This is a genomic window from Streptomyces sp. NPDC050508, from assembly GCF_040655155.1.
Taxonomy (GTDB): domain Bacteria; phylum Actinomycetota; class Actinomycetes; order Streptomycetales; family Streptomycetaceae; genus Streptomyces.
This window is the reverse complement of sequence record NZ_JBFAJJ010000011.1, coordinates 12,052-37,904: the sequence shown is the minus strand read 5'-3', so window position 1 is coordinate 37,904 and position 25,853 is coordinate 12,052. Positions and strand designations below refer to the sequence as shown.

26 protein-coding genes are annotated in these 25,853 nt (G+C 71.5%); 9 read left to right on the top strand and 17 right to left on the bottom strand.

The features are described from left to right. From AB0I69_RS29055 to AB0I69_RS29015, 9 genes are read right to left on the bottom strand one after another with little or no spacing between them, the layout of a single operon-like run. Nucleotides 1–1,104 carry a GNAT family N-acetyltransferase gene (locus AB0I69_RS29055; RefSeq protein WP_363098668.1) on the bottom strand — a complete coding sequence of 368 codons (1,104 nt, stop codon included), beginning with the start codon at nt 1,102–1,104 and terminating at the stop codon, nt 1–3. Further along, the gene (locus AB0I69_RS29050; protein ID WP_363098667.1) at nt 1,101–1,733 is read right to left on the bottom strand and encodes a lipopolysaccharide biosynthesis protein; all 633 of its coding nucleotides are present in this window, start codon (nt 1,731–1,733) and stop codon (nt 1,101–1,103) included. Before AB0I69_RS29050 ends, AB0I69_RS29055 begins: the two co-directional genes overlap by 4 nt. After that, nucleotides 1,730–2,884, bottom strand: a complete 1,155-nt coding sequence (locus tag AB0I69_RS29045; RefSeq protein WP_363098666.1) for a glycosyltransferase — start codon at nt 2,882–2,884, stop codon at nt 1,730–1,732. The genes AB0I69_RS29050 and AB0I69_RS29045 overlap by 4 nt, the downstream gene beginning before the upstream one ends. Beyond that, entirely contained in the window at nt 2,881–3,639 is a 759-nt protein-coding gene (locus tag AB0I69_RS29040; RefSeq protein WP_363098665.1) for a polysaccharide deacetylase family protein, read from the bottom strand. Before AB0I69_RS29040 ends, AB0I69_RS29045 begins: the two co-directional genes overlap by 4 nt. Further along, on the bottom strand, nt 3,623–5,524 hold the full coding sequence (locus AB0I69_RS29035; protein ID WP_363098664.1) for a lipid II flippase MurJ: 1,902 nt from the start codon (nt 5,522–5,524) through the stop codon (nt 3,623–3,625). Before AB0I69_RS29035 ends, AB0I69_RS29040 begins: the two co-directional genes overlap by 17 nt. Then, entirely contained in the window at nt 5,521–6,855 is a 1,335-nt protein-coding gene (locus tag AB0I69_RS29030) for an O-antigen ligase family protein (protein ID WP_363098663.1), read from the bottom strand. The genes AB0I69_RS29035 and AB0I69_RS29030 overlap by 4 nt, the downstream gene beginning before the upstream one ends. 3 nt (nt 6,856–6,858) lie before the next feature. Further along, nucleotides 6,859–8,280: an exopolysaccharide biosynthesis polyprenyl glycosylphosphotransferase gene (locus AB0I69_RS29025; RefSeq protein WP_363098662.1), complete on the bottom strand. Its 1,422-nt coding sequence runs from the start codon at nt 8,278–8,280 to the stop codon at nt 6,859–6,861. Next, complete coding sequence (locus tag AB0I69_RS29020; protein ID WP_363098661.1) at nt 8,277–9,476, bottom strand: glycosyltransferase; 1,200 nt, start codon at nt 9,474–9,476, stop codon at nt 8,277–8,279. The genes AB0I69_RS29025 and AB0I69_RS29020 overlap by 4 nt, the downstream gene beginning before the upstream one ends. Nucleotides 9,477–9,530: 54 nt before the next feature. Continuing rightward, complete coding sequence (locus AB0I69_RS29015; RefSeq protein ID WP_363098660.1) at nt 9,531–10,613, bottom strand: DUF3344 domain-containing protein; 1,083 nt, start codon at nt 10,611–10,613, stop codon at nt 9,531–9,533. Between the two features lie 254 nt (nt 10,614–10,867). On the opposite strand from AB0I69_RS29015, the gene chpG reads away from it, so the two are divergent. The 7 genes from chpG (at nt 10,868) to AB0I69_RS28980 (ending at nt 15,511) form a co-directional block, all read left to right on the top strand. After that, complete coding sequence (gene chpG, locus AB0I69_RS29010) at nt 10,868–11,107, top strand: chaplin ChpG (RefSeq protein WP_019065678.1); 240 nt, start codon at nt 10,868–10,870, stop codon at nt 11,105–11,107. Between the two features lie 260 nt (nt 11,108–11,367). Beyond that, nucleotides 11,368–12,078: a hypothetical protein gene (locus AB0I69_RS29005; protein WP_363098659.1), complete on the top strand. Its 711-nt coding sequence runs from the start codon at nt 11,368–11,370 to the stop codon at nt 12,076–12,078. A 214-nt stretch (nt 12,079–12,292) separates the two neighbouring features. Then, nucleotides 12,293–12,583, top strand: coding sequence for a hypothetical protein (locus tag AB0I69_RS29000; protein WP_363098658.1), 291 nt, complete (start codon nt 12,293–12,295; stop codon nt 12,581–12,583). Nucleotides 12,584–12,710: 127 nt separating this feature from the next. Next, complete coding sequence (locus AB0I69_RS28995; RefSeq protein ID WP_363098657.1) at nt 12,711–13,208, top strand: DUF5949 family protein; 498 nt, start codon at nt 12,711–12,713, stop codon at nt 13,206–13,208. 164 nt (nt 13,209–13,372) lie between these two features. Next, nucleotides 13,373–13,891 carry a hypothetical protein gene (locus tag AB0I69_RS28990; protein ID WP_363098656.1) on the top strand — a complete coding sequence of 173 codons (519 nt, stop codon included), beginning with the start codon at nt 13,373–13,375 and terminating at the stop codon, nt 13,889–13,891. A gap of 317 nt (nt 13,892–14,208) precedes the next feature. Beyond that, a complete protein-coding gene (locus AB0I69_RS28985) occupies nt 14,209–14,661 on the top strand; it encodes a tyrosinase family oxidase copper chaperone (protein WP_363098655.1) in 453 nt (150 codons plus the stop codon). Then, the gene (locus AB0I69_RS28980; protein ID WP_363098654.1) at nt 14,645–15,511 is read left to right on the top strand and encodes a tyrosinase family protein; all 867 of its coding nucleotides are present in this window, start codon (nt 14,645–14,647) and stop codon (nt 15,509–15,511) included. The genes AB0I69_RS28985 and AB0I69_RS28980 overlap by 17 nt, the downstream gene beginning before the upstream one ends. 88 nt (nt 15,512–15,599) lie before the next feature. On the opposite strand, the gene AB0I69_RS28975 is transcribed toward AB0I69_RS28980, so the two are convergent. Then, nucleotides 15,600–15,899, bottom strand: a complete 300-nt coding sequence (locus AB0I69_RS28975) for a chaplin (protein WP_363098653.1) — start codon at nt 15,897–15,899, stop codon at nt 15,600–15,602. Nucleotides 15,900–16,096: 197 nt separating this feature from the next. Between AB0I69_RS28975 and AB0I69_RS28970 the strand changes: the two genes are divergently transcribed. Then, nucleotides 16,097–16,642 carry a DUF2087 domain-containing protein gene (locus AB0I69_RS28970; protein ID WP_363098652.1) on the top strand — a complete coding sequence of 182 codons (546 nt, stop codon included), beginning with the start codon at nt 16,097–16,099 and terminating at the stop codon, nt 16,640–16,642. A gap of 10 nt (nt 16,643–16,652) precedes the next feature. Here AB0I69_RS28970 and AB0I69_RS28965 read toward each other — a convergent pair whose 3' ends face one another. The 5 genes from AB0I69_RS28965 to AB0I69_RS28945 form a co-directional block, all read right to left on the bottom strand. Further along, nucleotides 16,653–17,612 (bottom strand): D-2-hydroxyacid dehydrogenase family protein, encoded by a 960-nt coding sequence (locus tag AB0I69_RS28965; protein ID WP_363098651.1) that lies wholly within the window; start codon nt 17,610–17,612, stop codon nt 16,653–16,655. 58 nt (nt 17,613–17,670) lie between these two features. Continuing rightward, nucleotides 17,671–19,206: an APC family permease gene (locus AB0I69_RS28960; protein ID WP_363098650.1), complete on the bottom strand. Its 1,536-nt coding sequence runs from the start codon at nt 19,204–19,206 to the stop codon at nt 17,671–17,673. 198 nt (nt 19,207–19,404) lie between these two features. Then, complete coding sequence (locus AB0I69_RS28955) at nt 19,405–20,214, bottom strand: SAM-dependent methyltransferase (RefSeq protein ID WP_363098649.1); 810 nt, start codon at nt 20,212–20,214, stop codon at nt 19,405–19,407. A gap of 126 nt (nt 20,215–20,340) precedes the next feature. Then, nucleotides 20,341–21,864, bottom strand: coding sequence for a pyridoxal-dependent decarboxylase (locus AB0I69_RS28950; RefSeq protein ID WP_363098648.1), 1,524 nt, complete (start codon nt 21,862–21,864; stop codon nt 20,341–20,343). Between the two features lie 305 nt (nt 21,865–22,169). Next, nucleotides 22,170–22,835, bottom strand: a complete 666-nt coding sequence (locus AB0I69_RS28945; RefSeq protein WP_363098647.1) for a TetR/AcrR family transcriptional regulator — start codon at nt 22,833–22,835, stop codon at nt 22,170–22,172. Between the two features lie 108 nt (nt 22,836–22,943). On the opposite strand from AB0I69_RS28945, the gene AB0I69_RS28940 reads away from it, so the two are divergent. After that, nucleotides 22,944–24,371, top strand: coding sequence for an MFS transporter (locus tag AB0I69_RS28940; RefSeq protein WP_363098646.1), 1,428 nt, complete (start codon nt 22,944–22,946; stop codon nt 24,369–24,371). A gap of 330 nt (nt 24,372–24,701) precedes the next feature. On the opposite strand, the gene AB0I69_RS28935 is transcribed toward AB0I69_RS28940, so the two are convergent. Together AB0I69_RS28935 and AB0I69_RS28930 are read right to left on the bottom strand one after the other, a co-directional pair. Next, nucleotides 24,702–25,322 carry a DUF305 domain-containing protein gene (locus tag AB0I69_RS28935; RefSeq protein ID WP_363098645.1) on the bottom strand — a complete coding sequence of 207 codons (621 nt, stop codon included), beginning with the start codon at nt 25,320–25,322 and terminating at the stop codon, nt 24,702–24,704. An 85-nt stretch (nt 25,323–25,407) separates the two neighbouring features. Then, a complete protein-coding gene (locus tag AB0I69_RS28930) occupies nt 25,408–25,827 on the bottom strand; it encodes a DUF6153 family protein (RefSeq protein ID WP_363098644.1) in 420 nt (139 codons plus the stop codon). Between the last annotated feature and the right edge of the window lie 26 nt (nt 25,828–25,853).

The following is a 25,853-nucleotide window of genomic DNA, read 5'->3' as shown; positions in this document are numbered from 1 at the left end:
TCACGGTCCGTCGCCACCGCGTTCCTTCCACTTCCGCACGATCGCCTTGCCCCGCCGGCGCGCGGCGACATCGCAGACGACCGCCGTCATCAGCGGCGCCGTGCGCCGCCGGGCCAGCAACAGCCTCTGGTTGACGACCGGTTCGGGCCGCCAGTGGTGCTTGTACGGCTCGTCGCCGCGCAGCAGGCTCAGCGTGCGGGGCTCGCCCGCGCCGGTGTGCTCGGCGCACGCGTCGAGCAGCATCACCGCCACGTCCGCCTTCCGCTCCCGCAACTGCGGATGCGCGCCGTAGAGATAGCCGCCCGCGAGCCGCCGCGACAACAGCGTCAGGTCTACGGCGACCACGTCCTCGTCGAGCCGGAACTCGGTGACGACGGCGTCGCCGGAGCGCACCATCGGCCCGACCGAGCGCACCAGGTGCTCGCAGAACCGGGTCTGGAGATGCTCGGACGTCACCTTCCGTCCCTGCCACTGGAGTTGGTGCAGCTCCAGCAGCCGCCGTAGCGCCGAGTCCACCCCGTCCGGATGTACGACGTGACGCTCGACGCCGAGTGCGGTCAGCTTGCGGAGTTTGGCGCGGACGCGTTGGGCCTTGGAGGAGGGGAGACGGGCGACCAGGTCGGCCATCGGTACGGCGGGCAGTTCCAGGCACAGCGAGTCGTGGACGCGGCGGCGGGGGCCGCGCCAGCGGTCGTAGACGCGCTCGACCGCGCCGCCGGGGCGTACCTCGCGGAAGTCGATCAGCGCGGTGCGGGCGGCGGACGCGAGGCCCTCCGTCAGGGCGGCGACGGCCGGGTCGCCGTGGTCGTCGTCCAGCAGGACGTCCCCGTAGTCGGAGATCGCGCCGCCGAGCGGGACCAGTGAGGGAACCGGACTCCGTACGAGCATCAGGGGTGCGGCGGCGACGAGTTCGCGGCCGTCGCGGACAACGAGCAGGCGCAGGCGGCCCGTTCGGCCGTACGACAGCCACCAGGAGTGCAGCCAGGCGTGGGACTGGAACGGGGTCGCCGCGCCGCACTTCTGGTACAGCCGGCCCCACGCCGGGGCGAGTTCGGCGAACTCCTGGGCGTCGGTGACGAGTTCGGTCGAGTACACCGGTGTCACAGGACGTCGGCCGCGGTGGCCGGGCTGGGCACGGAGGCCGGGCGGCCGGTCTCCTCGGGGGTCCGGCGCGGTCGTACGAGCAGCAGCAGGCCGCCGAGGAGACCGCCCGCGCTCGCGCCGACCAGGCCGGTCACCGCGGCCGAGGCCGAGGAGGGCCCGGCCGGCTTGATGGCGCGGGCGAAGCTCTGGAGCTCGACGTGGGTGGAGTCCTTGGAGTCGTTCGCGTGCACGGTCAGCGAGCGGGACACGGCGTTGGCCATGTCGGCGGCGAGGTCGGCGCGCGAGGAGGTGGCCGTGACGGCGACCATCGGCGCGTCCGGCGAGGTCGCCGTCTGCACGCTCGACTGGAGCGTCTTCACCGGCACGCCCGCCCACACCTGCGCGTCCCCGAGCACCGCGAGCTGCGTGGCGACCCGGCCGTAGGCCTGCGCGAAGCCGAGCGCGGTCGACGAGTCGGCCTTGTCGGTCGGTACGGCGATGACGTAGCTGGTGGCCGTGTACGTCGGCGGCTTGGCGATGCCGTACACACCGCCGAGCAGTCCGCCGGTCACGGCGCCGGCCGCGAGGAGGGACCAGGCCGGGAGGGCTTTCGCGCGGCTGAGGGGGAGGTGCTGTCGGATCTCGGTCATGAGGAACTGGCTCCCTGGGGTGCGGGGGACGGCGACGAGGTGGAGACCGCGGCCGCGTACACGTCCATGAGTTGGGCGGCGCTGCGGGTGATGCAGTAGTGGTGGGCGGCGTCCGGGGCGGTGCGCGGACGCGGGCCCTGCGCGCGGGCCGCCGCCAGCGCGCGGGCGAAGACGTCGGGGCCACCCTGGACCTGCCGGGCGGCGGACGCGGCCTGCGGGGGGAGGTCCTCGATGGCGGGGCAGGACGCGTAGAGCACGGGCAGCCCGGACGCCAGTCCCTCTACGACCGCCAGGCCGAAGGCCTCCTCGGGGGACGGCGAGGCGAGCAGGTCCATGGCGGCGGTGAGGGAGGGCAGGTCGGGGCCCGGTGAGCCGTCGGGTGTGTAGGGGCGTTCGCCGGTGAACAGGACCCGGTCGGCGACTCCGTAGTCGTGGGCCGTACGACGCAGGAGGTTCTCCTCGGTGCCGCCGCCGACCAGCAACAGCCAGTAGTCGTCCGGGAGTTGGGCCAGGGCGCGGATCAGGACGTCGAAGCGTTTGCCGGCGGCGAGGCGGCCGATGCCGCCGACGACGTACGCGCCCTCGGGCAGGCCGAGCCGTTGGCGGGTGCGCAGGCGCTGGACCGGGTCGAAGCGGAAGCGGGCCAAGTCGATGCCGTTGGGGACCACTTCGATGCGCGGGCCGGGCACACCCCACTGCTTCAGGCGTTCGGCGACCGTGGGGGAGACGGCGACCGTGGAGCGGCCCAGGCGCTCGCTGGCGAGGTACAGGGCGCGGACCCCGGTGCTGAGAGCGCGGCCCTCCATCTGTGAGTCGCCCAGGGAGTGTTCGGTGGCGACGACCGCCTTCACGCCCGCGATCCGGGCGGCGAGGCGGCCGTAGACGCAGGCGCGGTAGAGGTGGGTGTGGACGAGGTCGTAGCGGCCGGTGCGGATGATCCTGACCAGGCGGGGGAGGGCGGTCAGATCGCGGTTGCCGGTCATGCCGAGGTGGTGGACGCGTACCCCGTCGGCGGTCAGGCCGTCGGCGACCGCGCCCGGGTTGGTGAGCGTCACGACGTCGCAGTCGACCGGCAAGTGCCGGATGAGCAGCCGCAGTTGCTGCTCGGCACCGCCGACGCCGAGCCCGGTGATGATGTGCAGGGCCTTCATGCGAGCCCCTCCACCGGGCGGCGGCGCAGGCGGTGCAGCCGGTACTTGAGGAAGAGGCGTACGGCGGTGTCGTTCTGGCCGATGTGGACGCGGGGGAGGGCGTGGAGGCCGTTGAGGTCGCCGGGGTCGATGGCGCAGGCGTAGGTGTAACCGGCCTCGCGTACGGCGTCCATGGCGCGGGCGTCGATCGTGCCGTAGGGGTAACAGAAGCCACTGACCGGGGAGTTGAGCAACTCCTGTAGCCGGGAACGGCTTTCGGTGACCTCGGCCCTCAGCGTGGCGTCGTCCGCCTTCGTGAGGTCGACGTGGGTCAGGCCGTGCGAGCCGATCTCCACGCCCTCGGCGGCGGCTCGGCGGATGCCGTCCGCGGTGAGGAGGGGTTTGCGCGGGCCCAGTGGGTCCCAGGCGTTGTCGCCGCCGAGCCTGCCGGGGAGGACGAAGAGGGTGGCGCCGCAGTCCCAACGGGTCAGTACGGGAAGGGCGTTGGTGACGAAATCGGCGTAGCCGTCGTCGAAGGTGAGGCCGACCAGGCCCTGCCCCTTGCCCCGGGCGCGGGCGGCGAGCAGGTCGGCCATGGACACGCCTCGCAGACCACGCCCGCGCAGCCAACTCAGCTGCTGTTCAAGGCGGTCGGGGGTGACCGTGATGCGATAGGGATCGTCGGAGCAGTCGCCTACGGAGTGGTACATCGCCACCCACGGGACCGGGCCCGTGACGCGTCTGCCGGTGGTCGGGGAATCAACGGGAGCGGCCATGGATGAGCCTTCGTGTGACGGAGCGTACGGTTTCCAGTGCGGGTGCGAAGCCCTGGGCGCCCAGGGCCCAGCCGAGCAGGACGAAGACGACGGTGACGGTCGTGCAGCCGACGGCGAGACCGAGCAGCGGTGAGGGCAGCGCGCGGGCGGCGAACGCCCCCGCGATCGTCGCGACCACGGCCGCGCGCACCGGCCGGCTCAGCTCGATCAGGACCTGCCGGGTGCGGATCGGGACACTGCGGGGGCCCGAACCGCACAGCAGGAGTACGGCGGTGAAGGTGATGCCGGTGGCGTTGGCGACGGCGATGCCGAGGACGCCCCAGGGGCCGACCGCGCAGGCGCCGATCCAGGAGGTCACGACGATGCCGGCGGCCATCGCGCCGACCGGATACCAGGTGGGGCGGCCCGCCGAGAAGTAGGAGCGGACCAGGACGCCGACCAGGGTCTGGCCGAGCAGTCCCAGGGCGTACACCCGCATGACGTCGGCGGTCGCCGCGGTGTCATGGGCGGTGAACGCGCCCCGCTGGAAGAGGAGTTGGATGATCTGCGGGGCGCACGCGATCACCGTGGCGGCGCCGAGCAGTACGAGGCAGGCGGCGAGCGCGAGGTCCCGCTCCACCCGGTTGCGGGCCTTCTCCGTGTCACCCTCGGCGAGCGCCCGCGCGACCACCGGGAAGGTGACCGTGCACAGCATCAGCGAGAGCACCATCGGCATCTGGGCGACCTTCTGCGCGTAGTTCAGATGCGAGATGGCGCCGGCCGGGAGGTGGGAGGCGAGGAAGCGTTCGATGAGGACCTGGGACTGGCGGCAGAGTGCGAAGAGCAGCACGGTGGCCATCAGGGCGACGTTCATCGGGCGGGCCTCGGCGGGGCCGGTGTCCGCGTCCGGGGTGGTGGGCTTGGGCTTGTGGCTCGTCAACTGCCGCCACAGTGCCGGGACTTGGGTCAGCACCATCAGGAAGCCGCCGGCTGCCACACCGAGGGCCGCCGAGCGTACGCCCCAGTGGGCGCCGAAGGCGTACATCCCCGCGATGATGCCGATGTTGTACGCCACGTAGATCGCCGCCGGGGCCACGAAGCGGCGGTGGGCGCGGAGGGCTGCGCTGCAGTAGCCGGCCAGGCCGAAGCTCAGGACGCAGGTCGCGGTGATGCGGGTGCAGCTGATGGCGAGGGCGGGGTTGGGCAGGCCGGGGGCGAGGGCCTCGACCAGGTAGGGGGCTGCTGCGATGAACAGCGCCGATACCGCGATGAACGCCAGCGTGAGGCGGGGGAGGGTGGCTTTTACCAGGGCGCGGACCGGGTCGCCGGGGGCGCCTTGCGCTCTGCGGGCCAAGGCCATGCTGAATGCCGGGATCAGGGCGAAGGCGAGGCCGTCCTCGATCAGGAGGGTGGCGGCGAATTCGGGGATGGTCCAGGCGACGAGGAAGGCGTCTGTTTCGCTGCCGGCGCCGAAGAGGCGGGCGAGGGACTGGTCTCTGGCGAGGCCTAGGAGAGAGCCGGTGATCGAGAGGACGGCGGTGATCAGGGCGGCTTTGGCGAGGAAGCGGCGAGATTCTGGGGCGGGGGCGTCTTCGGAGGTGCGGGCCGGTGGCAGTAGGGGGGTGGTGTCGGTGGTTGTTTGGGTGCTGCGCCGTGGGGGCTGGTCGCGCAGTTCCCCGCGCCCCTTTAGGGGGTTGGTGTTGGCCTGTGTCGGGGGTGTCTCGTGGGTGTCGTGCCCCGCGGCGGAGCCGCTGATTGATACAGTCCCGCGCCCCTTTAGGGGGTTGGTGTTGGCCTGTGTCGGGGGTGTCTCGTGAGTGTCGCGCCCCGCGGCGGAGCCGGTGATCGATACAGCCCCGCGCCCCTTTGGGGGGTTGTCCTGCTCTGCGTTGCCCGTCACCGTCATCGGGCCAGAACCCCTTCGGCGCTCGCCCGCGCCGGAGTCGTCGCCGCTGGCTGCTCCTCCGTGCTCGCGCCCACCAAGGACCACCACGCCGCCAACCCGAAGACCACTGCGGTCAGGACCGTCGACGGGCCGCCGATGTCGGCGTACATGAAGTCGATCAACTGCCAGGCCAGGAGGCCGGTGGAGACCAACGCGCAGTCCAGGCCGGGGAGTTCGGCGCGGTGGACTCGGAACAGGCCCCGCAACGCGCACACCAGCAGGGCCAGCCAGCTGCCTGCGAGGGTGAGGAGGCCGAGCAGGCCCTGTTCGCTGAGGACCAGGAGGTACATGTTGTGGGGGGAGAGCAGGGGTTGTTTCAGGAAGGCCGCGCCGGCGCCCTCCGTGTCGCTGCCCGAGGACAACGCCAACGAGGCGTTGCCGTCTCGGTGTTCGGGGAAGCCCTTCAAGCCGACGCCGGTCAGCGGGTGTTCGCGCCACATGGCCGTCGCCGCCGCCCACATCGTGTAGCGGTCGATCACCGACTGGTCGGGGGCGTCGGTGACTTGGGTGATGCTGCTGATCCGCTCCTGGAGCATCGCCGTACCGACGCCGAAGCCGCCTACCAGGACCACGCCCGCCGCCGTCACCGCCGCGGCCACCTTCAGCGCGCGGCGCAGTCCGGCCAGGGCCAGCTGGATCGCGCAGGTCGCCGCCGTCGCGATCCACGCGCCTCGGCTGAAGGAGAGGGCGAGAGGCAGCAGCAGGGCGAACACGCAACTTGCCGCAACTGCCCGTTGCCGTGCGTCATTTCGGCCCAGGGCCAGGGCCAGCGCGCAGATCAGGCCGAACGACACGACCGTCGCCATGCCCATCACGTCGGTCGGTCCGAAGGTGCCCACGGCGCGGATGTCCTCGCCCTGGTACGAGGCGCCGGTCGCGGTGACGTACTGCTTGACGCCGATCGCGCCCTGCCAGACCGCGAGTGCGACGAACGACCAGGCCAGGACGCGGAAGTCGCGGCGGTCGCGGATCAGCAGCACGACCGCCGCCGGGACGAGTACGAAGATCTGTAGGTAGCGGCCCAGGCCGCTGAGTCCGGCGCCCGGTGAGGACGCTCCCATCGCGGCGATCGACAGGCCCAGGACCGGAAGTCCCAAGACCGCTACGGCAGTTGGGGTCAGGGGGCGGCGGCGGTCGCGCAGCAGCCGGATACCGCAGTACAGCACCACCAGCCCGGAGACCGCGTCGGCCGGACCCGCGCCGCCCGCGCCCGGGGCGAGCGGCAGGCCGAGCAGGGCGATCACGGCGATGACCGGCAGGACCGGGGCGTACGTGCGCAGGCGGTGGTTCACGGCTCAGCTCCCCGTCGGACGTACGAGCGCGGTCGCGGTGCGGGCGAGGATGCAGATGTCCTGCCACAGCGACCAGTTGTCGATGTACGCGTTGTCGAACCGGCAGCGGTCCTCGATCGAGGTGTCGCCACGCAGCCCGTGGATCTGGGCGAGGCCGGTGATGCCGGTCTGCATCCGGTGGCGGGCCGCGTAGCCGGGGTAGGTCTGGCTGAACTGTGCGACGAAGTACGGGCGTTCGGGCCGCGGGCCGACCAGGCTCATATCGCCCCGGAACACGTTCCAGAGCTGGAGCAGTTCGTCCAGCGAGGTCTGGCGCAGGAAGCGGCAGAAGCGGCTCATCTGCGGCTCGCGCGCGACGCTCCAGCGGGTCGCCGCCTCGTGCTCGTCGACCGGGCGGTGCGTGCGGAACTTCAGCAGGGTGAAGGGGCGGCCGTCCTTGCCGATGCGCTCCTGGTGGAAGACGACGCCGGGTCCGTCGGTGAGGCGCAGTACCGCCGCGCACACCAGCAGCAAGGGGCTGACCAGGAGGAGCAGCGTCCCGGACACCAGCACGTCCAGCGCCCGCTTGCCGAGACTGCCCGATCGCCGCGAGCCCAACTCCAGCCGCCTGCAGGCGAATCCGGCTAGCTGGTCGCGCATCTCGTACGAGGGCGAGTCGGCGTCGACCTCCCAGACCACGCAGCCCGACTCCGCCAACGCCCGCAGCAGCGGCCCGCGTTCGGACCGTACGGAGGGATGCACGGTGAGGACGGCCCGGACGCCGTTCTGGATGAGGGCGCGCTCGACCTCCTCGCCGGTGGTCAGTACGGGCAACCCCTCGGTGCCGTCCGGGTGTTCGGCGACGATGCCGACCGGCTCGATCCCGCACTTCGGGTGCCGTAGCACCGCTGCCGCCACGCGTTGCGCGGTCGCCGCCGGGCCGATCACGAGGGCGGTGCGAGGGCGGTTGAGGAGTGCCTTGCGGCGGCGCCGGTGCACCGCGCCGCGGGTCGCGCAACTGGCCGCCGTCTGGAGGGCGAAGCCCAGGAGCAGGGTGCGCGGGGAGAGGGCGCGGTCGGGGGCGTACGCCGCGGTGAGGGCGCCGAGGGCGAGCCAGGCGACGGCGATCCGGCCGCAGACGGCGGGCAGTTCGTCCAGGACGCGCGGTACGGCCCGGGGAAGGTGCGGGCGCAGCAGCATCGACCCGGCGATCAGCAGGGCCACCAGGAGCGGCCGGCGCCGGCTGCCGGTGAGTGCGAGGGCGCCCACCAGGGCGGCGGCGAGGTCCGCGCCGAGCAGCGGCAGTGGTGAGGTCGGCCGCGCGGGCGGTCTGCGGACCGGGAACCGGAAACCGCCGCCGGTGCTGCGGGGGATGACCGAGACGTTCGAGAATCCGTGGTCCCGTGGCTGTCCGCCGGGGGAGGGGACGGTGCTTTCCGCAGTCACGAGTGGATGGACTCCCTGCACTCGGTGGGCACGACGGACGTGTCCTTTTCTTTCGCCTCCGGGGCGCCGCCGAGCAGATCGCGATAGACCCCCGCGACCGCTTCGGCGGTGTGCCGCACGTCGTGCGTGGACAGGACGTACCGGTGCCCCTGGTGGCCGAGGGACTCGCGCAGCAGTGGGTCGAGGAGCAGCTCGGCGACGGCCCCCGACAGCACCGCCGGATTCTCGGCGGGGACCAGACAGCGGGGGGCGAGACCGGCCGGCAGACTCTCGCGGGCGCCGGCCACGTCCGTGACGACGACGGGCCGCCCGCAGGCCATCGCCTCCAGCGGGGCCAGCGCCATGCCCTCCCAGCGCGAGGGCAGGACCACCAGATCGGCGGCCTGGTACCAGGGCACGGGATCGGCGACGGCCCCCGCGAACAGCACGGAATCCGGGGCGAGTTCGCGCAGTGCGGCACGGTCGGGCCCATCGCCCACGAGCACCAGCCGCGCCGCCGGCACCCTCCGGACCACCTCGTCCCACGCCGCCAGCAGGACGTCCTGGCCCTTCTGCCGGCACAGCCGCCCGAGGCACACCACCAGCGGCGCCGCCGGATCGACCCCGGCGAGCTGCTCGATCCCGGCCCGTACGGTGTCCACGGCGGCCGGGTGGAAGCGCTCGGTGTCGATCCCGTTGGGGATCACGCTCCAGCGGCCCCGGACACCGGCCCGCAGCCCGGTCGTACGCTCCGCCTCGCTCACGCACACCATCCGGGTGGCCCACCGCGCACCCCAGCGCTCCCAGCCGACGGCGAGCGTGGCGGTGACCCCGCCGACCGCCTCGAACGACCAGGCGTGCGGCTGGAACACGGTCGGGATCCGCCCCCGCACGGCGAGCCGCCCGGCCAGACCGGCCTTAGCGCTGTGCGCGTGCACCAGATCGGGCCGCACCTCTTCGACCACTTGGGCCAGCCGCCGTACCTCGGAGACGAGTGCCGGACCCGGCGACCGGGTCGCCTCCCACAGCCGTACGTCCGCGCCGAGCGCCCGGACCCCGTCCGCGAGGCTGCCGCCGTCGGGGCAGGCGACCGTGACGTCCAGGCCGGACGCGAGTTGAGCCCGCGTCAGATCCGTGACGACACGGGCGACCCCGCCGTCCACGGGCTGGGCGAGGTGCAGGACCCGTGGTCGAAGGTCGGTTGCTGGCTGGTGCATTGCGCGGTTTCCTCGCTCACGGGTGGCGCTCGGGACTGCGGGCGGGAACGCGCCTCACTGCTGGGCGTCGACGGCGACGAAGAGCGCCCCGAACCACGCCGCGTCCCGCTGGGAAACGAGCCGGAAGGCCAGCTGGTCACCGCCGGGCCGCAGCGCCTTACCGAGATCGAACACATCGGAGTCGTAGCCGAGCGTGTTCGCATACGCGGGCGCACGCTCCGCAGGCGCCGCCCCCGGGTCGCTGATCGTGGAATTCAGTACGTCGTCACGGGGATTGGCACCGTCACCGAGCGCGGTGGCGTTCGTACGACCGGTCGAGAGAGTGAGCGAATCTCCGGTACGGCCGCGATCTCCGTCGTACGCCACCACGCCCGCGCGTCCCCCGGCGTGCGCGGGCACACGCACCCCGCGCATGCGGATCTCCGCGCCGGTCCGGGAGCCCACCGTGTCGAAGCCGTCCCACAACGCCAGCCGGCGCAGCGGCTCCTGCGGCTTCTCGTACGCCACGACGAGCGTCCAGCCGCCCCAGGCACCTGCCGCCGACTTCCCCATCGCCACATTGACCTGGGCCACGGTGTAGAGGCCCGAACCACTCTCCCGGACCAGCTCGGTGACATCGGCCGAGGCCTGGAACGCGTCCGCGCCGCCCGCCACCCGGTGCCCTACGACCGTGTCAGCGAGCACCGCCTTGTAGTCGCCGCCGGGCTCCGCGATCAGCACCCGCCCGTTGTCCTTGGGCGGCTTCTGCTCACCCACGCGGAGGTTGCCGCCCCAGTACAGCCGCGCGTACGTGGCCCGGGCACCCTCGGGCAACCGGACCTCCGCGCGGGAGGAGTTGTACGTGTTGGGGTCGCGGTCGACGTCGACGTAGAACATGTCGAAGTCGCCGTTGACGGCGGCCTGTCCCTCTCTTACGGCAGGGCAGGCGGCCGAGTCCTGGCGGCAGCTGATGGAGGTGTTGGCCGCGCGGACGATGCCGCCGTGCTGGAGCGCGTGATAGCGCTGGGCGAAGGGGACGCGCTGCGCCTCGGGGGTGGGTGCGGCGGACGCTCCGGAGGCGGCCGGGGCCCAGATCGTGGCGAGGGCGAGGATGCCCACCGACGCCCGGCGCAGCAGCGGGCCCAGGGAATTGCGCATGACCGGTGGTGCCCTTTCGGGAAGTACGGCCCCTATATGCGATTTGCTGGCTATAGGGGTACTTCGGGAGGTGCGCAACTCTAGTGGCTATCCGTATTAATCCGGCGAAACGTGACAAGTGTGTCGGAATGGTGAAGTTCGGCCCTGTGGGACATCACCCCATTGGCGGCACAACCCCGGTGGGCGCCGCGCGTTGACACAGCGCCGGGCATCCCCGCCCGGGTGTTTGTTTCAACCCCAAGGAGCACCTCTCCATGTCGCGTATCGCGAAGGGCCTGGTCCTGACCTCCGTTGCCGCCGCCGCCATGGCGGGCACCGCCGGCATCGCCGCCGCCGACAGCGACGCGCACGGCGCTGCCGCCCACTCCCCGGGCGTGCTGTCGGGCAACGTCGTCCAGGTTCCGGTTCACATCCCGGTCAACGTCTGCGGCAACACCGTCAACGTCATCGGCCTGCTGAACCCCGCCTTCGGCAACACCTGCGTCAACGACTGACGTCCGCGCGCATCACTTCGGCCGGCCGTTCTCCCGTGGTGTCTCCACGGGGGGACGGCCGGTCGGCGTTCGGCGGTGTTGCCCCGAATGGGCGGTAGCGGTTCCGGTCCGGCGCTTCGGTCTTGACATGGCCCTCACCAGGCACGACGTCGACCGTACGGCTGACGGGCGGTCACCCGGTGCGTCCGACCGGTTGCAGATGGTGGTGAGCGCTTTCACGGTGGGCTCAAGATCCGAAGCACCACCGAAAGGAATCACCCATGCGTGGTCTGCCCGCACGGCGCGTCGCGTCCTCCGTGCTCTGTGCCACTGTCCTGATCGGAATCGCCGGCCCCGCGGCCGTCGCGGCCGACAACGACTCGGCGCGGAAGCACGTCCACGCCGCGTCGAGCGCGCCGGTCCCCAACGCTGACGCACTGCTCGCCCCGGTCAAGAGCCTCGGCGACCTCGGCAGCGTGCTCACCCCCGTCACCGACCTGTTGACCCAGGCGCTCAAGGCCGACAACGGCCAGCTCTCCGCCGACCAGGCGAAGACGCTGGGCGACGCGGTCACCGCGGCCGTCGCCAAGATCACCGCGGCGGCGCCGGCCGCTCCGGCTGTTCCGGCGGCCCCGGCTGTTCCGGCGACGCCTGCGTTGCCTGCGACTCCCGCTCTGCCCGCGACTCCCGCCCTGCCCTCGCTCAAGAGCGGCGACGACTCCAAGGCCAAGGCGGCGCCCGCCGACCTCGCCGGTGACGCCCTCGCCTCCCTGCAGAAGGCGGTCGCCACCCTGCTCGCCGCCGTCACCTCCGGCAATGTCAGTGCCGTCGTCCCGGCGGTCACCGGCGTGGTGACGGGCCTTGTCAACGTGGTCGCGGCCACGCTGCTGGGCGGCGGGCTGCCCGCGCCGAGCCTGCCCGGTCTGCCCGCGCTGCCGTCGCTGCCGTCGACGTCCGCGCTTCCGGCGGTTCCGGCAGTGCCGGCCGTGTGACGCGAGCATCGTAGAAAGGCCGTTGGGCCGATCCTTTCCGGGACCGGCCCAACGGCCTTTTCATATGAGGATGAGAAACGCCGATGAGACACCCGCTGCATTCGGGTGGGCAGCAGAAACTTTCTGCTCACGGGGTTTCCGCCCCGGCCGGAACTCGTTACACACGGCGACAGAATTCCCTCTGGTGACATGAGTTGCCGAAGAAAGGAACACGATGAAGTCCCTGAAGGCTGCCGCTGTCGTTGCCGGGTCCCTCGCCATCGCCGGTGCCGCCGCGCCCGCGTTCGCCTACGGCCCCGCCGACGTGACGCCCACCAGCCTCACCGGCGCCGTCAACACCCTCACCAGTGGTCAGCTCCAGCCCGCCGACGTGATGCCGCTGCAGCACCAGTCGGACGCGCTCGACACCGAGAACAAGGGCTCCGCGCTCAACACCGTCAAGGGTGCGACCGCCGCGCTGAACCAGCACAACCCGCTGCTCGGCGGTCTGCCGCTGCAGAGCTGAGTTTCTCCGGTGGTGTTCGAGGGGCGTCGCGAGGCGTCCCTCGTTCGTGTGGCGGGGCGCCCGCACCATCGGCCGGACGGGTGAGAACGCGGCCGGCGGCCTCGCGGCCCGTCGATAAGGTCGCGCGGTGACCTCAACCTCAAGCGAACCGCGCCCCTTCCGCGTCGCCGACCTCGGCACCCTCGTCGTCCTGGCCTGGAGCGGCGAGGCCCCCGACGGGGACATGCCCTACCTCCTCGCCTACACCCTGGGGGACGCCGCGGACGGCCCCGAGGCCGCCAGTGCCGCCGTGGAACGGCTGCTGACCGACAACGGCCTCCCGGTCGGCGGCAACATCGTCGACGGCGCCACCAAGCCCAGCCTGCCGATCACCATGCTCGTCGAGTCCGGGCAGGCCGTCCTCAACATGCCGCAGCTCAACGCCCAGTGCGTGCCTCCGCCGGAGTGGCTCGCGGCGGTCGGCGAACGCGGCTTCGCCTACCTCGTGTTCACCACCCGCCCGTGGCCCGACGCCGAGCCCGGCAAGCCCGTCACCCCCGAGGCGCTGGCCGAGTTCGCCGGCTCCGAGGACACCCTGAACGCCGCCGCGCACGTCATCCTGCCCGCCCGCAGCCTGCGCGGCTGACGAGCCGGACAGCGGGCCCGGAACAATGATTCCGGCCCGCTGATGGGAATTCTGGAAAAGCTGACTACTGCGGCACTCGGGGGAATCTTGAACTGTTGTCCTTCCCAAGGTCGTTACCCGGTCAGCACACAGAGCTCCGAATTCCGAAAGGGACCGTACTCACGATGAAGTCGACCACCCGAGGAACCATCGCCGCCGTCATCACGGCCGTGGCGGCCGCGACCGGCGCCGCCGTCGCGACCCCCGCCGCCGCGATCGGCACGGTCCCCGTGCCCGTGCCGCTGGAGGGTGCGGAGAGCGCCCTCGGCATGGAACTCCCCAAGCTGGGCGGGGAGGTGCCGGTGCCCATGCCGGGCTCGCCCGAGGGCCCGCGGTACGTCGAGGGCCGGCTCATCCCGGAGCGGGTGCTGCCCCAACTCCCGGTGCACGGTGGGCTGCCCGGTGCGAACCTGCGCGCACCGCTGCCGCACGTCCTCGGTGACGGCTTCGACCACCTCGGTGTCAGCACCCCCGCCTCCGACCTGCGCACGATGGCCCCGGGCCTGGCGCTGGACGTGCCGCTGACCCCGCCCAACCCCGACAACTTCGGCCTCCCGGACCTGAAGGCGCCCCAACTGGGCGTCCTGGCCCCGGTGCTGCAGACCGTGCCGGGCGCGGACCTGGTCACGGGGGCCGGTCTTTAGGCCGTAGCGCCGGAATGGACTAGGCCCTGTCGTCACATTCCCGTCGTCGCCCGGAGGGCGGCCGCGCGGCGTCAGGTGCGTGCTCTCGGTGTGCCGGGCGTAGACCCTCGTACTGGACGTACTTGGGTCTGCGCCCGGTGCGGCGAGAGTGCGTGCATGGCGTCGCGAGGCAGGCGGGAATTTGACGACAGGGCCTAGGGCCCGGGTGGCGCGACCCGGGCCCTTCCGTTCACCCCGGAGCACTACGAACGGTGACCGTACGGGGTGCCGGACGGTTAGCCCCTCGGACGATGCGTACCGGACGAGGGAGTTGGGCCATGAGCGTGAGCGTCGGTGGAGTGCCGGTGGGCGGGGAGGCGTTGAGCCCGGTGAGACCGGGGCCGGTGCGCAGGACGCGGCGGGAAGCGCTGCGCGGGGTGTTCGGTGCCGCGGTCGCCGTGGCGCTCGTGCCCGTCGTCGCCGCCTCCCGGCCCACGCGCTCCGGTGCGGACCCCAAGGACACGGCCTTCGACGAGACGTACCGGGGCCGCCGTATCCACGGCGTGCTGAAGGACGGCTGGCAGGTGACCGTGGACGGTCGGCCGCTGCATCTGATGCGCCGTGCCGACGGCACCTGGCTGAGCATGGTCGACCACTACCGCTCGTATCCCACGGCGCTGGAGGCGACCCGCGCGGCCGTCGACGAGCTGGCCCCCGGCCGGGAGCTGCGCGAGGCGGACGGGCCGATGCGGCAGATGCACATGGGGGGAGACCATGGCGTACACGCGTAAGGACGTCAGCACGCTCACCGCCGCCGAGAGGCGACGGTTCGTGGCGGCGCTCCTGGAGATCAAACGGCGGGGCGAGTACGACGAGTTCGTGCGCACGCACATCGAGTACTTCGTGCCCGACGGGGAGTACGGACTGCGCTCGGCGCACATGGCGCCCTCCTTCCTGCCCTGGCACCGGCAGTTCCTGCTGGACCTGGAGCGGGCCCTGCGCCGGGTCGACTCCTCGGTGACGGTGCCCTATTGGGACTGGACGCGGGACCGCTCAGCGACCGCCCTGCCCTGGACCAAGGACCTGCTCGGCGGCACCGGGCGGCGCTCCGACCACCAGGTGACGACCGGGCCGTTCGCCTACGCGGCGGGCAACTGGAAGATCACGGAGAACATCACCGACGAGCCGTACCTCACAAGGGACTTGGGCCGGGCCGGCGCCCCGATCGTGCTGCCGACGAAGCGCGATCTGGACGGGGCGCTCGCCGACCCGGTCTACGACACGTCGCCCTGGGACTCGACCTCCCGCACGGGGTTCCGCAACCGGCTCGAAGGGTGGGGCACCGGGTCGGGCAGCGCGTCCTGGCGCAACCACAACCGGGTCCACAAGTGGGTCGGGGGCGTGATGCTCGGCGGCGCGTCCGTCAACGACCCGGTGTTCTGGCTGCACCACGCCTTCATCGACCTGCAGTGGTCGCGCTGGCAGAACAAGCACCGCGGCGCCCGCTATCTGCCGGCGAAGCCGCCGGGGCCGGGTGACGACCAGGAGGGGCGGGTCGTGGCACGGCAGGAGCGGATGCCGCCGTGGGACGTGACGCCGGAGCAGCTGGAGGACGTCGGCGCGATCTACCGGTACGCCTGACCGGCCGTGGACATGTGGATACGGGGAGAGCCCCGGCGCCTGAGGTGCCGGGGCTCTTCGCGTACGTCCGTCCGCGCGTGCGGTCGAATCAGTGGCCGTAGCCGTTGCCGCCGTAGCCCGGGCCGGGGTGGCCGGGGTGCTCGTGGCCGCTCACGTTGGCGCAGGTGTTGCCGAAGGCCGGGTTCAGCAGGCCGATCACGCTGACGGTGTTGCCGCAGACGTTGACCGGGATGTGGACCGGGACCTGCACGACGTTGCCCGACAGGACGCCGGGCGAACCGACGGCCGCACCCTGCGCGCCCGCGTCCGCCATGGCCAGACCGGCACCGCCGAGCGCCACGGCACCCGTGCCGAGCGCGACGACGGCTGCCTTCGCGATGCGAGACATCACGTTCTCCTTTGGTTCGGTGAGTGCGACGGCACGACTCGCCACCGCACTTCGGGTTCAACGCGGCGGCGCATGGCTGGTAACGGCGACAGCGCGGGGATCACCCTTTGTGAACACGACTTCGAGCGCCGGGAGTGGATGTTCGACGGCCGGAAATTCGGTGCCCTCGGAGGGTGGGCGTCGATTAGCCTCCGGACATGGCAACCGACCAACTGCTCCGTCTGTTCGCCGAGCAGAACCGAGTGCGCGCCTTTGCGGCGGTGGCCCTGGGCGCGGAGACCATCGAGCAGGTCGCCGAGGTGGCGGGCCTGACCCCGAAGGGCACGGCCGTCGCCCTGCTCAAGCTGCGCGAACAGGGCGTGGTGAAGACCATGGACGACGGCGAGCTGCGCGTCGACTACGACCTTTTCAAGAAGCTCGCCCGACAGGGCGGCGAGCCCGTCGAGGACGGCCCGGTCACCGGCGACGAACACACCGACATGATCCTGCGGACCTTCGTCCGGGGCGGCCGGCTGATCCGCCTCCCCGCCCAGTGGACCCGCAAGCAGGTCGTGCTCCAGCACATCGCCGAGCAGACCTTCGCGCCCGGCGTCGAGTACCCCGAGCGCACCGTCAACGAGAAGCTGCGCGCCTGGTGCGACGAGGGCGAGGTCGACCATGTGACGCTCCGCCGCTACCTGGTGGATCTGCACCACCTGCGCCGGAGCGAGGGCGTCTACCGGCTGTCGACGACAGCGGCGTGACGGGCGCGCTCTACGGCAGCTGCCGTACGGGCGAACCCGCCAGGTAGGCCCGGATGTTCTCGACGGCCTGGCCGTAGTACGTCGTGTAGTTGGCGTGCGACACATAGCCGAGGTGGGGTGTCGCGAGCAGCCGTGGTGCCGTGCGCATCGGGTGGTCGGCGGGGAGGGGCTCGCTGTCGAAGACGTCGAGGCCGGCTCCCGCGATGCGGCCCTCGTGCAGTGCGGCGAGCAGGGCGTCCTGGTCGACGATCGCCGCGCGCGAGGTGTTGATCAGGTACGCGGTCGGTTTGAGGAGGGCGAGTTCGGCGGGGCCGAGGAGACCGCGGGTGCGGTCGCCGAGCGCCAGGTGGACCGAGACGAAGTCGCTGTCCGCGAGCAACTGCTCCTTGGATTGGGCGAGTTGTGCGCCGACTTCGTCCGCGCGTTCCTTCGTGAGGTTCTCGCTCCACGCCGTGACGCGCATGCCGAAGGCCAGGCCCACCTGTGCGACGCGGCTGCCGATCTTGCCGAGGCCCAGCAGTCCGAGGGTGCGGCCGTGCAGGTCGGCGCCGACCGTCTGCTGCCAAGGGCCGCCGTTGCGAAGGGAGTTGCTCTCCTCGACGATCCCGCGGGCCAGGCCAAGCAGCAGTGCCCAGGTCAGTTCGACGGGCGGGGTCGAGGAGCTGGCCGTACCGCACACGGTGACGCCCTGCGCCTCGGCGGCGGCGTAGTCGATGACCGTGTTGCGCATGCCGGAGGCGACGAGCAGCTTCAGGCGGGGGAGGCGGGCGAGGAGCGAGGCGGGGAAGGGGACGCGTTCGCGCAGGGTGACGACGATGTCGGCGGTGGCGAGGGCGGCGGCCAACTCGCCCTCGCCGTCGAGGTGTTCACGCAGGCTCACGACCTCCACGGTGTCCTCGACCGGCGACCAGTCGGCCAGTTCGGTCGCCACGTTCTGATAGTCGTCGAGGACAACACAGTGCAGGGGCACGGTGGTTCGGTTCCTTCTGTCGAGTACCGGGTCCGGCTCCCGGTGATCGACCGGAACGCTACTCCTTTGCGAGCGAGAGCGAGTTGGCCGTGCGGGTCGGCTTCCCCAGGGCCCAGAAGAGGACGCCGAGGAGGACGAAGACGGCGAGCGGTACGGCCTCGGTGAGGAGGTACTTCCAGCGCTCGTCGTAACTCCAGCCGTCCGGCAGGTAGTTGGCGCCGAACCAGTGGTCGCCGGCCCCGGGGGCGATCAGCTGCACGCTGGCGAACAGGATCAGCACGGTGAGGACCACGCTGATCGTGCGGGGGAAGGGCGCCTTGTAGGGGCGGGGGACGTCCGGGGCCTTGCGGCGGAGCACCGCGAGGGCCGGGAAGATGCCCAGGTAGCTGATGAGCGTGGTGGAGATGGCCAGGCCGAGGACCGCGCCGAAGAGCTTGGCCGCGCTGCCGTTGGTGAGCTGGTGGGCCAGGACCAGGACGAGGGTGGAGACCAGCCCGCTGAGGATGTTGACCCGTACCGGTGTGCCGAACCGGCTGGAGATGACGCCGAGGAAGCGGGGCGCGGCGCCGTCGTAGCCGGAGACGGCGAGGGCGCGGTCGGAGCCCATGACCCAGGTGACGCCGGAGGACAGGACCGTGAGGATGAACAGGACCGCGGCGATGTCCCCGAGCACCGTGCCGGCGCCGCTGCTGGTGACGGTGCCGTCGGCGGCCACGTCACCGCCGTAGACGGTGAAGACCTGGCGGATCGCGTCGAGGAAGCCGCCGAGGCCGGTGATGGCCTTGACCGGGAGGACCAGCAGGATGCCGAGGATGGGGAGGGCGTAGAGGAGTACGGCGAGGGCGGCGCTGCGGAAGATCGCGAACGGGACGTCCTTCTGGGCGTCGGTCATCTCGTCGCCCGCGGTGTTGGGCAGCTCGAAGCCGACGTAGTTGAACATCAGGACGGGCACGAGGCCGACGAAGCCCGCGTACGTCGGGGAGAAGTCGCCGGGGCCGAAGCCGTGCAGGCCGTGCTTGATGCCGTAGATGACGACCGTGAGCGTGAAGAAGCCGAGGAGGGCGAAGCGGCTCCAGGCGCCGATGGTGGGGATCCACTTGCCGACGTCGAAGGAGAGGATCGCGGCGAGGACGCCCACCCAGATGAAGACCAGGGCGAAGACGTAGAAGGCCGGGGTGCTCAGGTCCTTGCCGTCGTTGAAGAAGGTCGTGAAGGCGGTGACGGCGGCGACGGCGAGGGTGCCGCCGAGCCAGACCGGGTTGGTGATCCAGTACAGGAAGTTGTTGACGGCGCCCGCGAGGCGGCCGAAGGCCCGGCTGGTCCAGATGTAGGGGCCGCCCTCCTCCGGGAACGCGGCGCCGAGCTCGGCGGTCAGCAGCGCGGAGGGGATGAAGAACACCGCGGCCAGCACGATGAGCCAGGTGAACGCCTCGGCGCCCTCCTTGGAAATGGTGCCGATCGTGTCGACGCCGACGATCGTGCAGAGGAGGAAGAAGAGGATGTCGAAACGGCCGAAGTGCTTGCGCAGCTTCTGCCGCTCCGCCTGTGCTGCGGCCGGCGCGGCCGGCTCGGGGGCGATCTGACCAGCGGCCACCGGGGCTCCTGCGGGTTCGGGGAGGGGGCGGGGAAGGGGGACGGGGATGGGGAGGGGCGGGTTTCGGCCAATGATCCGTCGCCCTTGTGAAATCCCACAAGCATTCGGGGGCCAGTCGTGACCATTACGTATCCATCGGGGCGTAACGGAAACCGGGGTGAAACACGGAGGCCGATTTGATTCCCTGGGTGGCGGGGCTCACGGCTTGCGTGCCATACCGCCCCATATCAACGGTTCGGGGCGAGCGGACGGTGGGACGGGGGCGTCGGGACGCCAGTCGTCCAGGGGGACGAGGCCCGGCCGTTGAAGGGTGAAGTCGGCGAAGAACTGCCGGAGTTGATCGGCCGTGCGGAGCTGGCCGCGCCCTGTTTCGCCCTGGTAGAGGCGGAACAGTGTGGTGGCGCCGGTGGGATCGCCGTCGGACACCAGGGAGTTGAGGGCGAGTGCGCTGCCCGGGGCCAGACGTTCACGGAGGGCGGCGAACTGGGCCGCGGTGGCCGGCGTCTCGGGCAGGAAGTGGACGACGCCGGAGACGATGACGCCCAGCGGAGCGGTGAGGTCGATCAGGGTGTGCAGGTCGGGGTGGTCGAGGACGGATGCCATGTCCTGTACGTCGCCCAGGAGCAGGACGGATCGTCCGGGTTCCAGCAGGGGCCTGCCCTCGGCGAGGACGACGGGGTCGTTGTCGACGTAGACGACCTTGGTGTCGGGGTGGTGGCGGGCGGCGACCTCGTGCACGTTGTCCTGGGTGGGCAGGCCGGCCCCCAGGTCGAGGAACTGGGTGATGCCCTCGGCGGTCATGGCGGCCACGACTCGCACCAGCCAGCGGCGCATGGCGCGGGCCAGCAGGGGTGCTTGGGGGCTGGCGGCGGTGATGCGTCGGGCGGCTGCGCGGTCGGCGGGGTGGTGCGTGTGGCCGCCGAGGAAGTAGTCGTAGATCCGGGCGACGTTCGGCACGTTGGGCACGTTGGGCTCGATACCGGGTGAAGCGTCCGGCTCGTCGGCCATGAGTGATCACCTTTCGCTCAACGGGCTTCCAACGAGCTCCGCCACGCGGGGAGTTCGAGGGGCACGACTTGGCAGGACGCCATCTTCTGCCCAACCGTCCGGGGTGGGGAAGACGGCGGCCGGTGGTCAGCGATGCCGGGGTGACTGATCGGTCCCTGGGGCGGAGTGCTCGGCGTCGGCGGCGTGGAGGACCTCGCGGATCAGCAGGTCGAGGTCGGCTGTGGTGGTGCGGTAGTTGCACAGGGCGGCGCGTAGGACGGTGCGGCCGTGGACGGCGACGGTGGCGAGGTAGGCGCGTCCGTTGTCCTGGACGCGGCGGGCGACGCGGGTGTGGAGGGCATCCGGGTCGCCCCCGTAGGGGTCGGTGATCCGGAAGCAGGCGACCGGCCACGGGCCGCCGGCCAGCAGGTGGAGCCGGGGTTCGGCGGTGATCCGTTCGCGCAGCTCGTCGGCGAGGGCCAGGTAGTGCTCGATCAGGCCGGTGACGCCGTCGCGGCCCAGGTGGTGCAGGGTGGCCCAGAGGGCGAGGGCTCGGGTGCCGGGGCGGGTCAGCTCGATCGTCGCGTGGGACAGCCAGGGCAGGGCGTCCGGTTCGCCGGCGGTGAGGTAGGAGGCCTGGTGGGCGAAGGCCGTGTGCAGGTGCTCGGGGTCCGGGACCAGCAGCGCCCCGCACCCCACCGGCACGCTCAGGGTTTTGTGCGGGTCCACGGTCAGGGAGTCGATGCCGCCGACGCCCGCGTAGTGGGGTGCCAGGGCCGGCACGGCGGCGCCGAGTCCGCCCCAGGCCCCGTCCGCGTGGTGCCACATCCCGGCGCTCCGGCACAGGTCCGTGACCGGTTCGAGCGGGTCCACGGCGCCGGTGGCGGTGGTGCCGAGTGTGGTGACGGTGCAGAAGGGCAGCAGGCCCGCGTCCAGGTCGGCGGTGACCGCGGCGCGCAGGGCGGCGGGGTCCAGCCGGTCGTGCGGGTCGGCGGTGATGGGGCGCAGCCGATGGGCGGGCAGGCCGATGCAGGCGGCTGCCTTGGCGACGGACATGTGTGCCTGGGCGCTGTAGTACAGGGTGAGACGGGCGTGGTCGCGGTCGAAGGCGGGGCCGTCGGCGGAGCCGCGCCGGGTGAGGAACCAGGTGCGGGCGGTGGCCAGGGCGAGCAGGTTGGCCATGGAGCCGCCGCTGGTCAGTACCCCGCCCGCGCTGTCGGGCAGGCCCGCGAGGTCGGCGAGCATGCGTACGGTGCCGCGTTCCAGGTCCATCAGGGCGTTCTCGCCCATGCCGCAGGTCGCGTTGACGGCGCAGGCCAGCAGGTCGGCGACGATCCCGGCGGGCGCGGGCGGCGAGTTGACCCAGGCGAAGAACGCGGGGTGCCCGTTTCCGGTCGGGTACGGGGCGATCTCGTCGCGTACGAAGTCCAACACTCCGCCCAACTCCCCGCCCCGCTCCCGGAGTTGTCCCGCACGCAGCCGGGACCGCAGCTGGGCGGGCAACGGACGGGCGACCGGGCCGTGCGGCAGTTCGCTCAGGTACCGGGCGGCCCACTCGGCCGCCGCCACGAGTTCGTCCCACAGTACCTTCGCGTGGACCGCGGGCGCCTCCGGGGACGGACCGGACTCGCGGAACCGAGACGGGTCTTGGTCGTGCAAACGCTGAGCCATGGCGGGGTGTGGGGCCTCTCGTCGTCACAAGACCCCCTGGTCAGCGAAGTGAGGGCCATGATCGTAACGAGCGGCTGCATCGGCCGACACGTGTACCGGCGTAACTCGGCGAGGCCTCCCGGCGGACGAACTCGCAACGTGTGACGATGCCGAAGTTTGATCACGGAAATAGGGTGAACAGTCGCCCTGTGGCGGGGGCGTGATGGTGGTGTTCACCGCCGATGCCCAGGCGGGCCGGGGCAGTCGGGCTGTCCTGCGCCGCCGGGTGCGACCGCGCCGACGCTGCCGCCGTATGCGCGAGACGACTACGGCTTGGCCAAGCGTGCCGTGTAGTGGCCGAGGAACATGTCGACGCCGCCGGCGATCAGACGGTCGGTGAGGTCGTCGTCGATGGTCGTCCCGTAGGTGCTGAACACCAGGTGGGGGAAGGGCAGGAGCGAGTACAGCTGGAGGATGGCCACCTCGATGTCGGGGATGTCGAGCCTGCCCCGGTCCACCAGGCGGCGCAGGGCGTCGGCCACGGCGGGGTGGTGGCGCTCGGGTCCCGCCTGCTGCCAGGCGGCGCCGAGTTCGGGGAAGCGGTGCAGTTCGCGGCTGACGATGGTGCGCAGGGCGAGGACGTCGGGGTTGGCGCGGGTGGCGTGGACCCAGTCGCGGGCCGTGGCGGTGAGTGCCTCGCGCAGGTCCTCGGCCTCGGCCAGGCGGTCCAGTGAGGTGACGAGCGTGCCGGAGATCGGGGCGTCCAGCGAGTCCTTGACGACCTCGATGAACAGCGTCTCCTTGCTGGCGAAGTGGTTGTAGACGGTCGCCTTGGAGACGCCGGCAGCGGCGGCGATCGCATCCATGTTCACGTCGAACCCCTCGCGCAGGAACAGCTCGCGGGCCGCGGTGACGATGGCCCGCCGCTTGGCCTCGGCGCGCGGCCCGGAGGGGGGCTGCTTGAGGGCGGACGCGGCGTTCGCTGAGGTCATGTCCTCAGTTTACCGGGCAACTGAACTGAACGGTTGAGTTCAATTAAACTGAACCGTATAGTTCAGTTGAACCCTGCAGGGAGCCACCCGTCGTACCGAGGAGCCCCCATGAGCCATGTCCACCCCGCCCTTCATACGGACCACCCGCACACCCCGCCTCCTCCCCACCGCCGGCTTCTGCTGGCGCTGCTCTGCGTGGCGCAGTTCATGCTGATCCTGGACGTCACGGTTGTGAACGTCGCCCTGCCCGACATGGCCGCCGATCTCCACCTCGGCCGCGAGGCCCTCACCTGGGTCGTCACCTCGTACACCCTGTGTTTCGGCGGGCTGATGCTGCTCGGCGGCCGGCTGGCCGATGTGCTGGGCGCCCACCGCACCGTGCTCGCCGGGCTGGCGCTGTTCACGGCCGCGTCGCTCGTCACCGGCCTCGCCACGGGCGCGCCCATGCTGATGAGCGGACGCGTCCTGCAGGGCGTCGGCGCCGCGCTGCTGTCACCGGCGGCTCTGTCGATCGTCACCACCAGCTTCCACGGCGCGGAGCGGAACAAGGCGCTCGGTGTGTGGGCGGCACTCGGCGGCACCGGATCGGCAGCCGGTGTCCTGCTCGGCGGCGCCCTGACCGGCGGACCCGGCTGGCAGTGGGTGTTCTTCGTCAACGTCCCCGTCGGCGTCGCCGCCCTGGCCGCACTCCCCGCCGTGCTGCCGCGCCGCACGCCCCAGCCCTCCCGGCTCGACATACCCGGCGCCGTACTGGTCACCGCGGGCACCGCCGCACTCATCTACGGACTGGTGCGGGCGGGGGACGCGGGCTGGTCCGACATGACGGCCGTACTGCCGCTGCTCGGCGCCCTGGTCCTGTACGCGGGGTTCGCCGCCGCCGAGCGCGCGAGCCGGGTCCCGCTGATGGACCTGCGGATGTTCACCCGGCGCCCGGTGCTGGCCGGCGCGTTCCTGATGCTCGTGGCCACCGCGCTGCTCATCGGGTTCTTCTTCCTCGGCTCCGTCTACCTCCAACAGCTGCGCGGCTACGGCCCGTTCGCGACCGGTCTGCTCTTCCTGCCGGTTGCCGTGGCCACGGGCGTCGGGGCCCATCTGGGATCGCAGCTGGTCGGCCGGATCGGCAGCCTTACGACCGCGGTGGCCGGCCTGGTGCTCACGGCGGCCGGAACGGTGCCGCTGGCCTGGCTCCCGGCGGACGGCAGCGTGTACGCGAGGCTCCTGCCAGGCCTGGTCGTCGCCACGTTCGGCATCGGCCTCGTCTTCGTCACCGCCATCACCACCGCACTCGCCCTGGTCGCCCCGGAGGAGGCGGGACTTGCCTCCGGGGTCGTCAACACCTTCCACGAAATGGGTGGTTCGATCGGCGTCGCCGTACTGTCCACCGTCGCCGCCTCCGGCATCGAACACGGAGCGGTCGCGGGATTCACCCGCGCCTTCACCCTCAGCGCGATCACCGCCGCGACGAGCGCCCTGATCGCCCTCGTCCTCGTACCGCACAGCAAGCCGCAGACGACCGGCGGTCCGCACGCGCACTGACGTGCCCGCCCGGGCGCGGCCAATGCCTCGCCTGGGTGATCCGCCATGGTCGACGCGGCAGTTCCCCCTCCTCGAAGGCGTGGACCTCGTGCATGTGCCGGCCTCGGAGGAAGCCGCCCGGACGCAGGACCCGGGCGATTTCATCCATGATCGACCTGATCTCTGCCGTGGACAGGGCCAGTGGGTAGGGCGTCCCGGCCGCGCGGAGGACATCGGCGGCTGGGGGGGCTTCGGACGGCTCGTTGCCGTACATCTGCCGGGTGCAGGTCGCCTGCCTGTGCGGTGGTGGAGGGGCCGGTGCGGACACCGGCCCCTCCACCGACGAGAGTGTCAGTTCTTGCCGAGAAGCTTGTTCATCTCGGTGATCTCACCGGTCTGCGCGGTGATGATGTCGTCGGCCATGGCCGTTGCGGAGCCGTATTTGCCCTTGTTCTTCTCCGTCGTAGCCATGTTCACGGCGCCCTTGTGGTGTTCGATCATCATGGTCAGGAACATGGTGTCGAAGTCCGTGCCGGACGCCTTCTTCAGCATGTCCATGTGCGTGCTGTCCATCATTCCGGGCATGTCGGAGTGTGCTGAGTCGTCCATCCCGGACATCGACGAGGACATGTCCACACCCCAGGACTTGAGCCAGCCGTTCATGGTCTGGATCTCAGGGTCCTGAGCCTTCTCGATGCGTGCGGCGAGGTCTTTGACTTCGGCGGACGAGGCCCGGTCGGTGGCGAGTTTCGCCATCTCCAGGGCCTGCTGGTGGTGGGGGATCATGCCTTGGGCGAAGGAGACGTCCTGGGCGTTGTGTGCTCCGGCGGTGGCGTCGGCGCTCGCGGACGAGGAACCGTCGCCGCTGCTCGCGCTGTCACTGCCGTTGCCGCAGGCGGTGAGTATGAGGGCGGCGGTCAGAGCCGTAGCTGTGAGGGTGGCGCGGCGGGTCAGGGTACGGGTGTTGCGCATGCTGGAACTCCTGTTGTGCGAAAGGGATCTGGACGTGCTGACGCGCACCGCGTCGCCGTTCTGTGGACGCGGTGCGGGGTGGCGTCTAAATCCGCAGGAGTTGGAGTTCCGCCAGGGAGGGTGGTGCGCGTGCGCCGTCGGGGGCCGCAGCGGTGTACGAGCGCATGGCGTCGGCGCGTACGGGTTCGGCCACCGGGTCGGGAACGAGCGCGGGCATTGCCGGCGTGCCGTTCACCGCACCTGACACGCACTTCGAGTCGGCGTGCTGGAGATGGCCTCCGCCGCAGTCGCCGTCTCCGGGACAGGCACCGCCTTCGGGGCAGTCGTAAGGGGTGGTGACCGCTACTGCCGCCACATACCGCGTCCCGGCGCGTTCGTGCGCGTGCAGACCGCCGGTGGGAGCCAGACCATGCATGCCCAGCAGCCCGACCAGCACTCCGAGCACGAGCAGCGCCTGCCGTCGCCGCATGAGCGGTCGCGTGGGGCGCTGCTGCGGGCCGGTCATCGGATTCGTCCTCGGCGGGTGTGAGA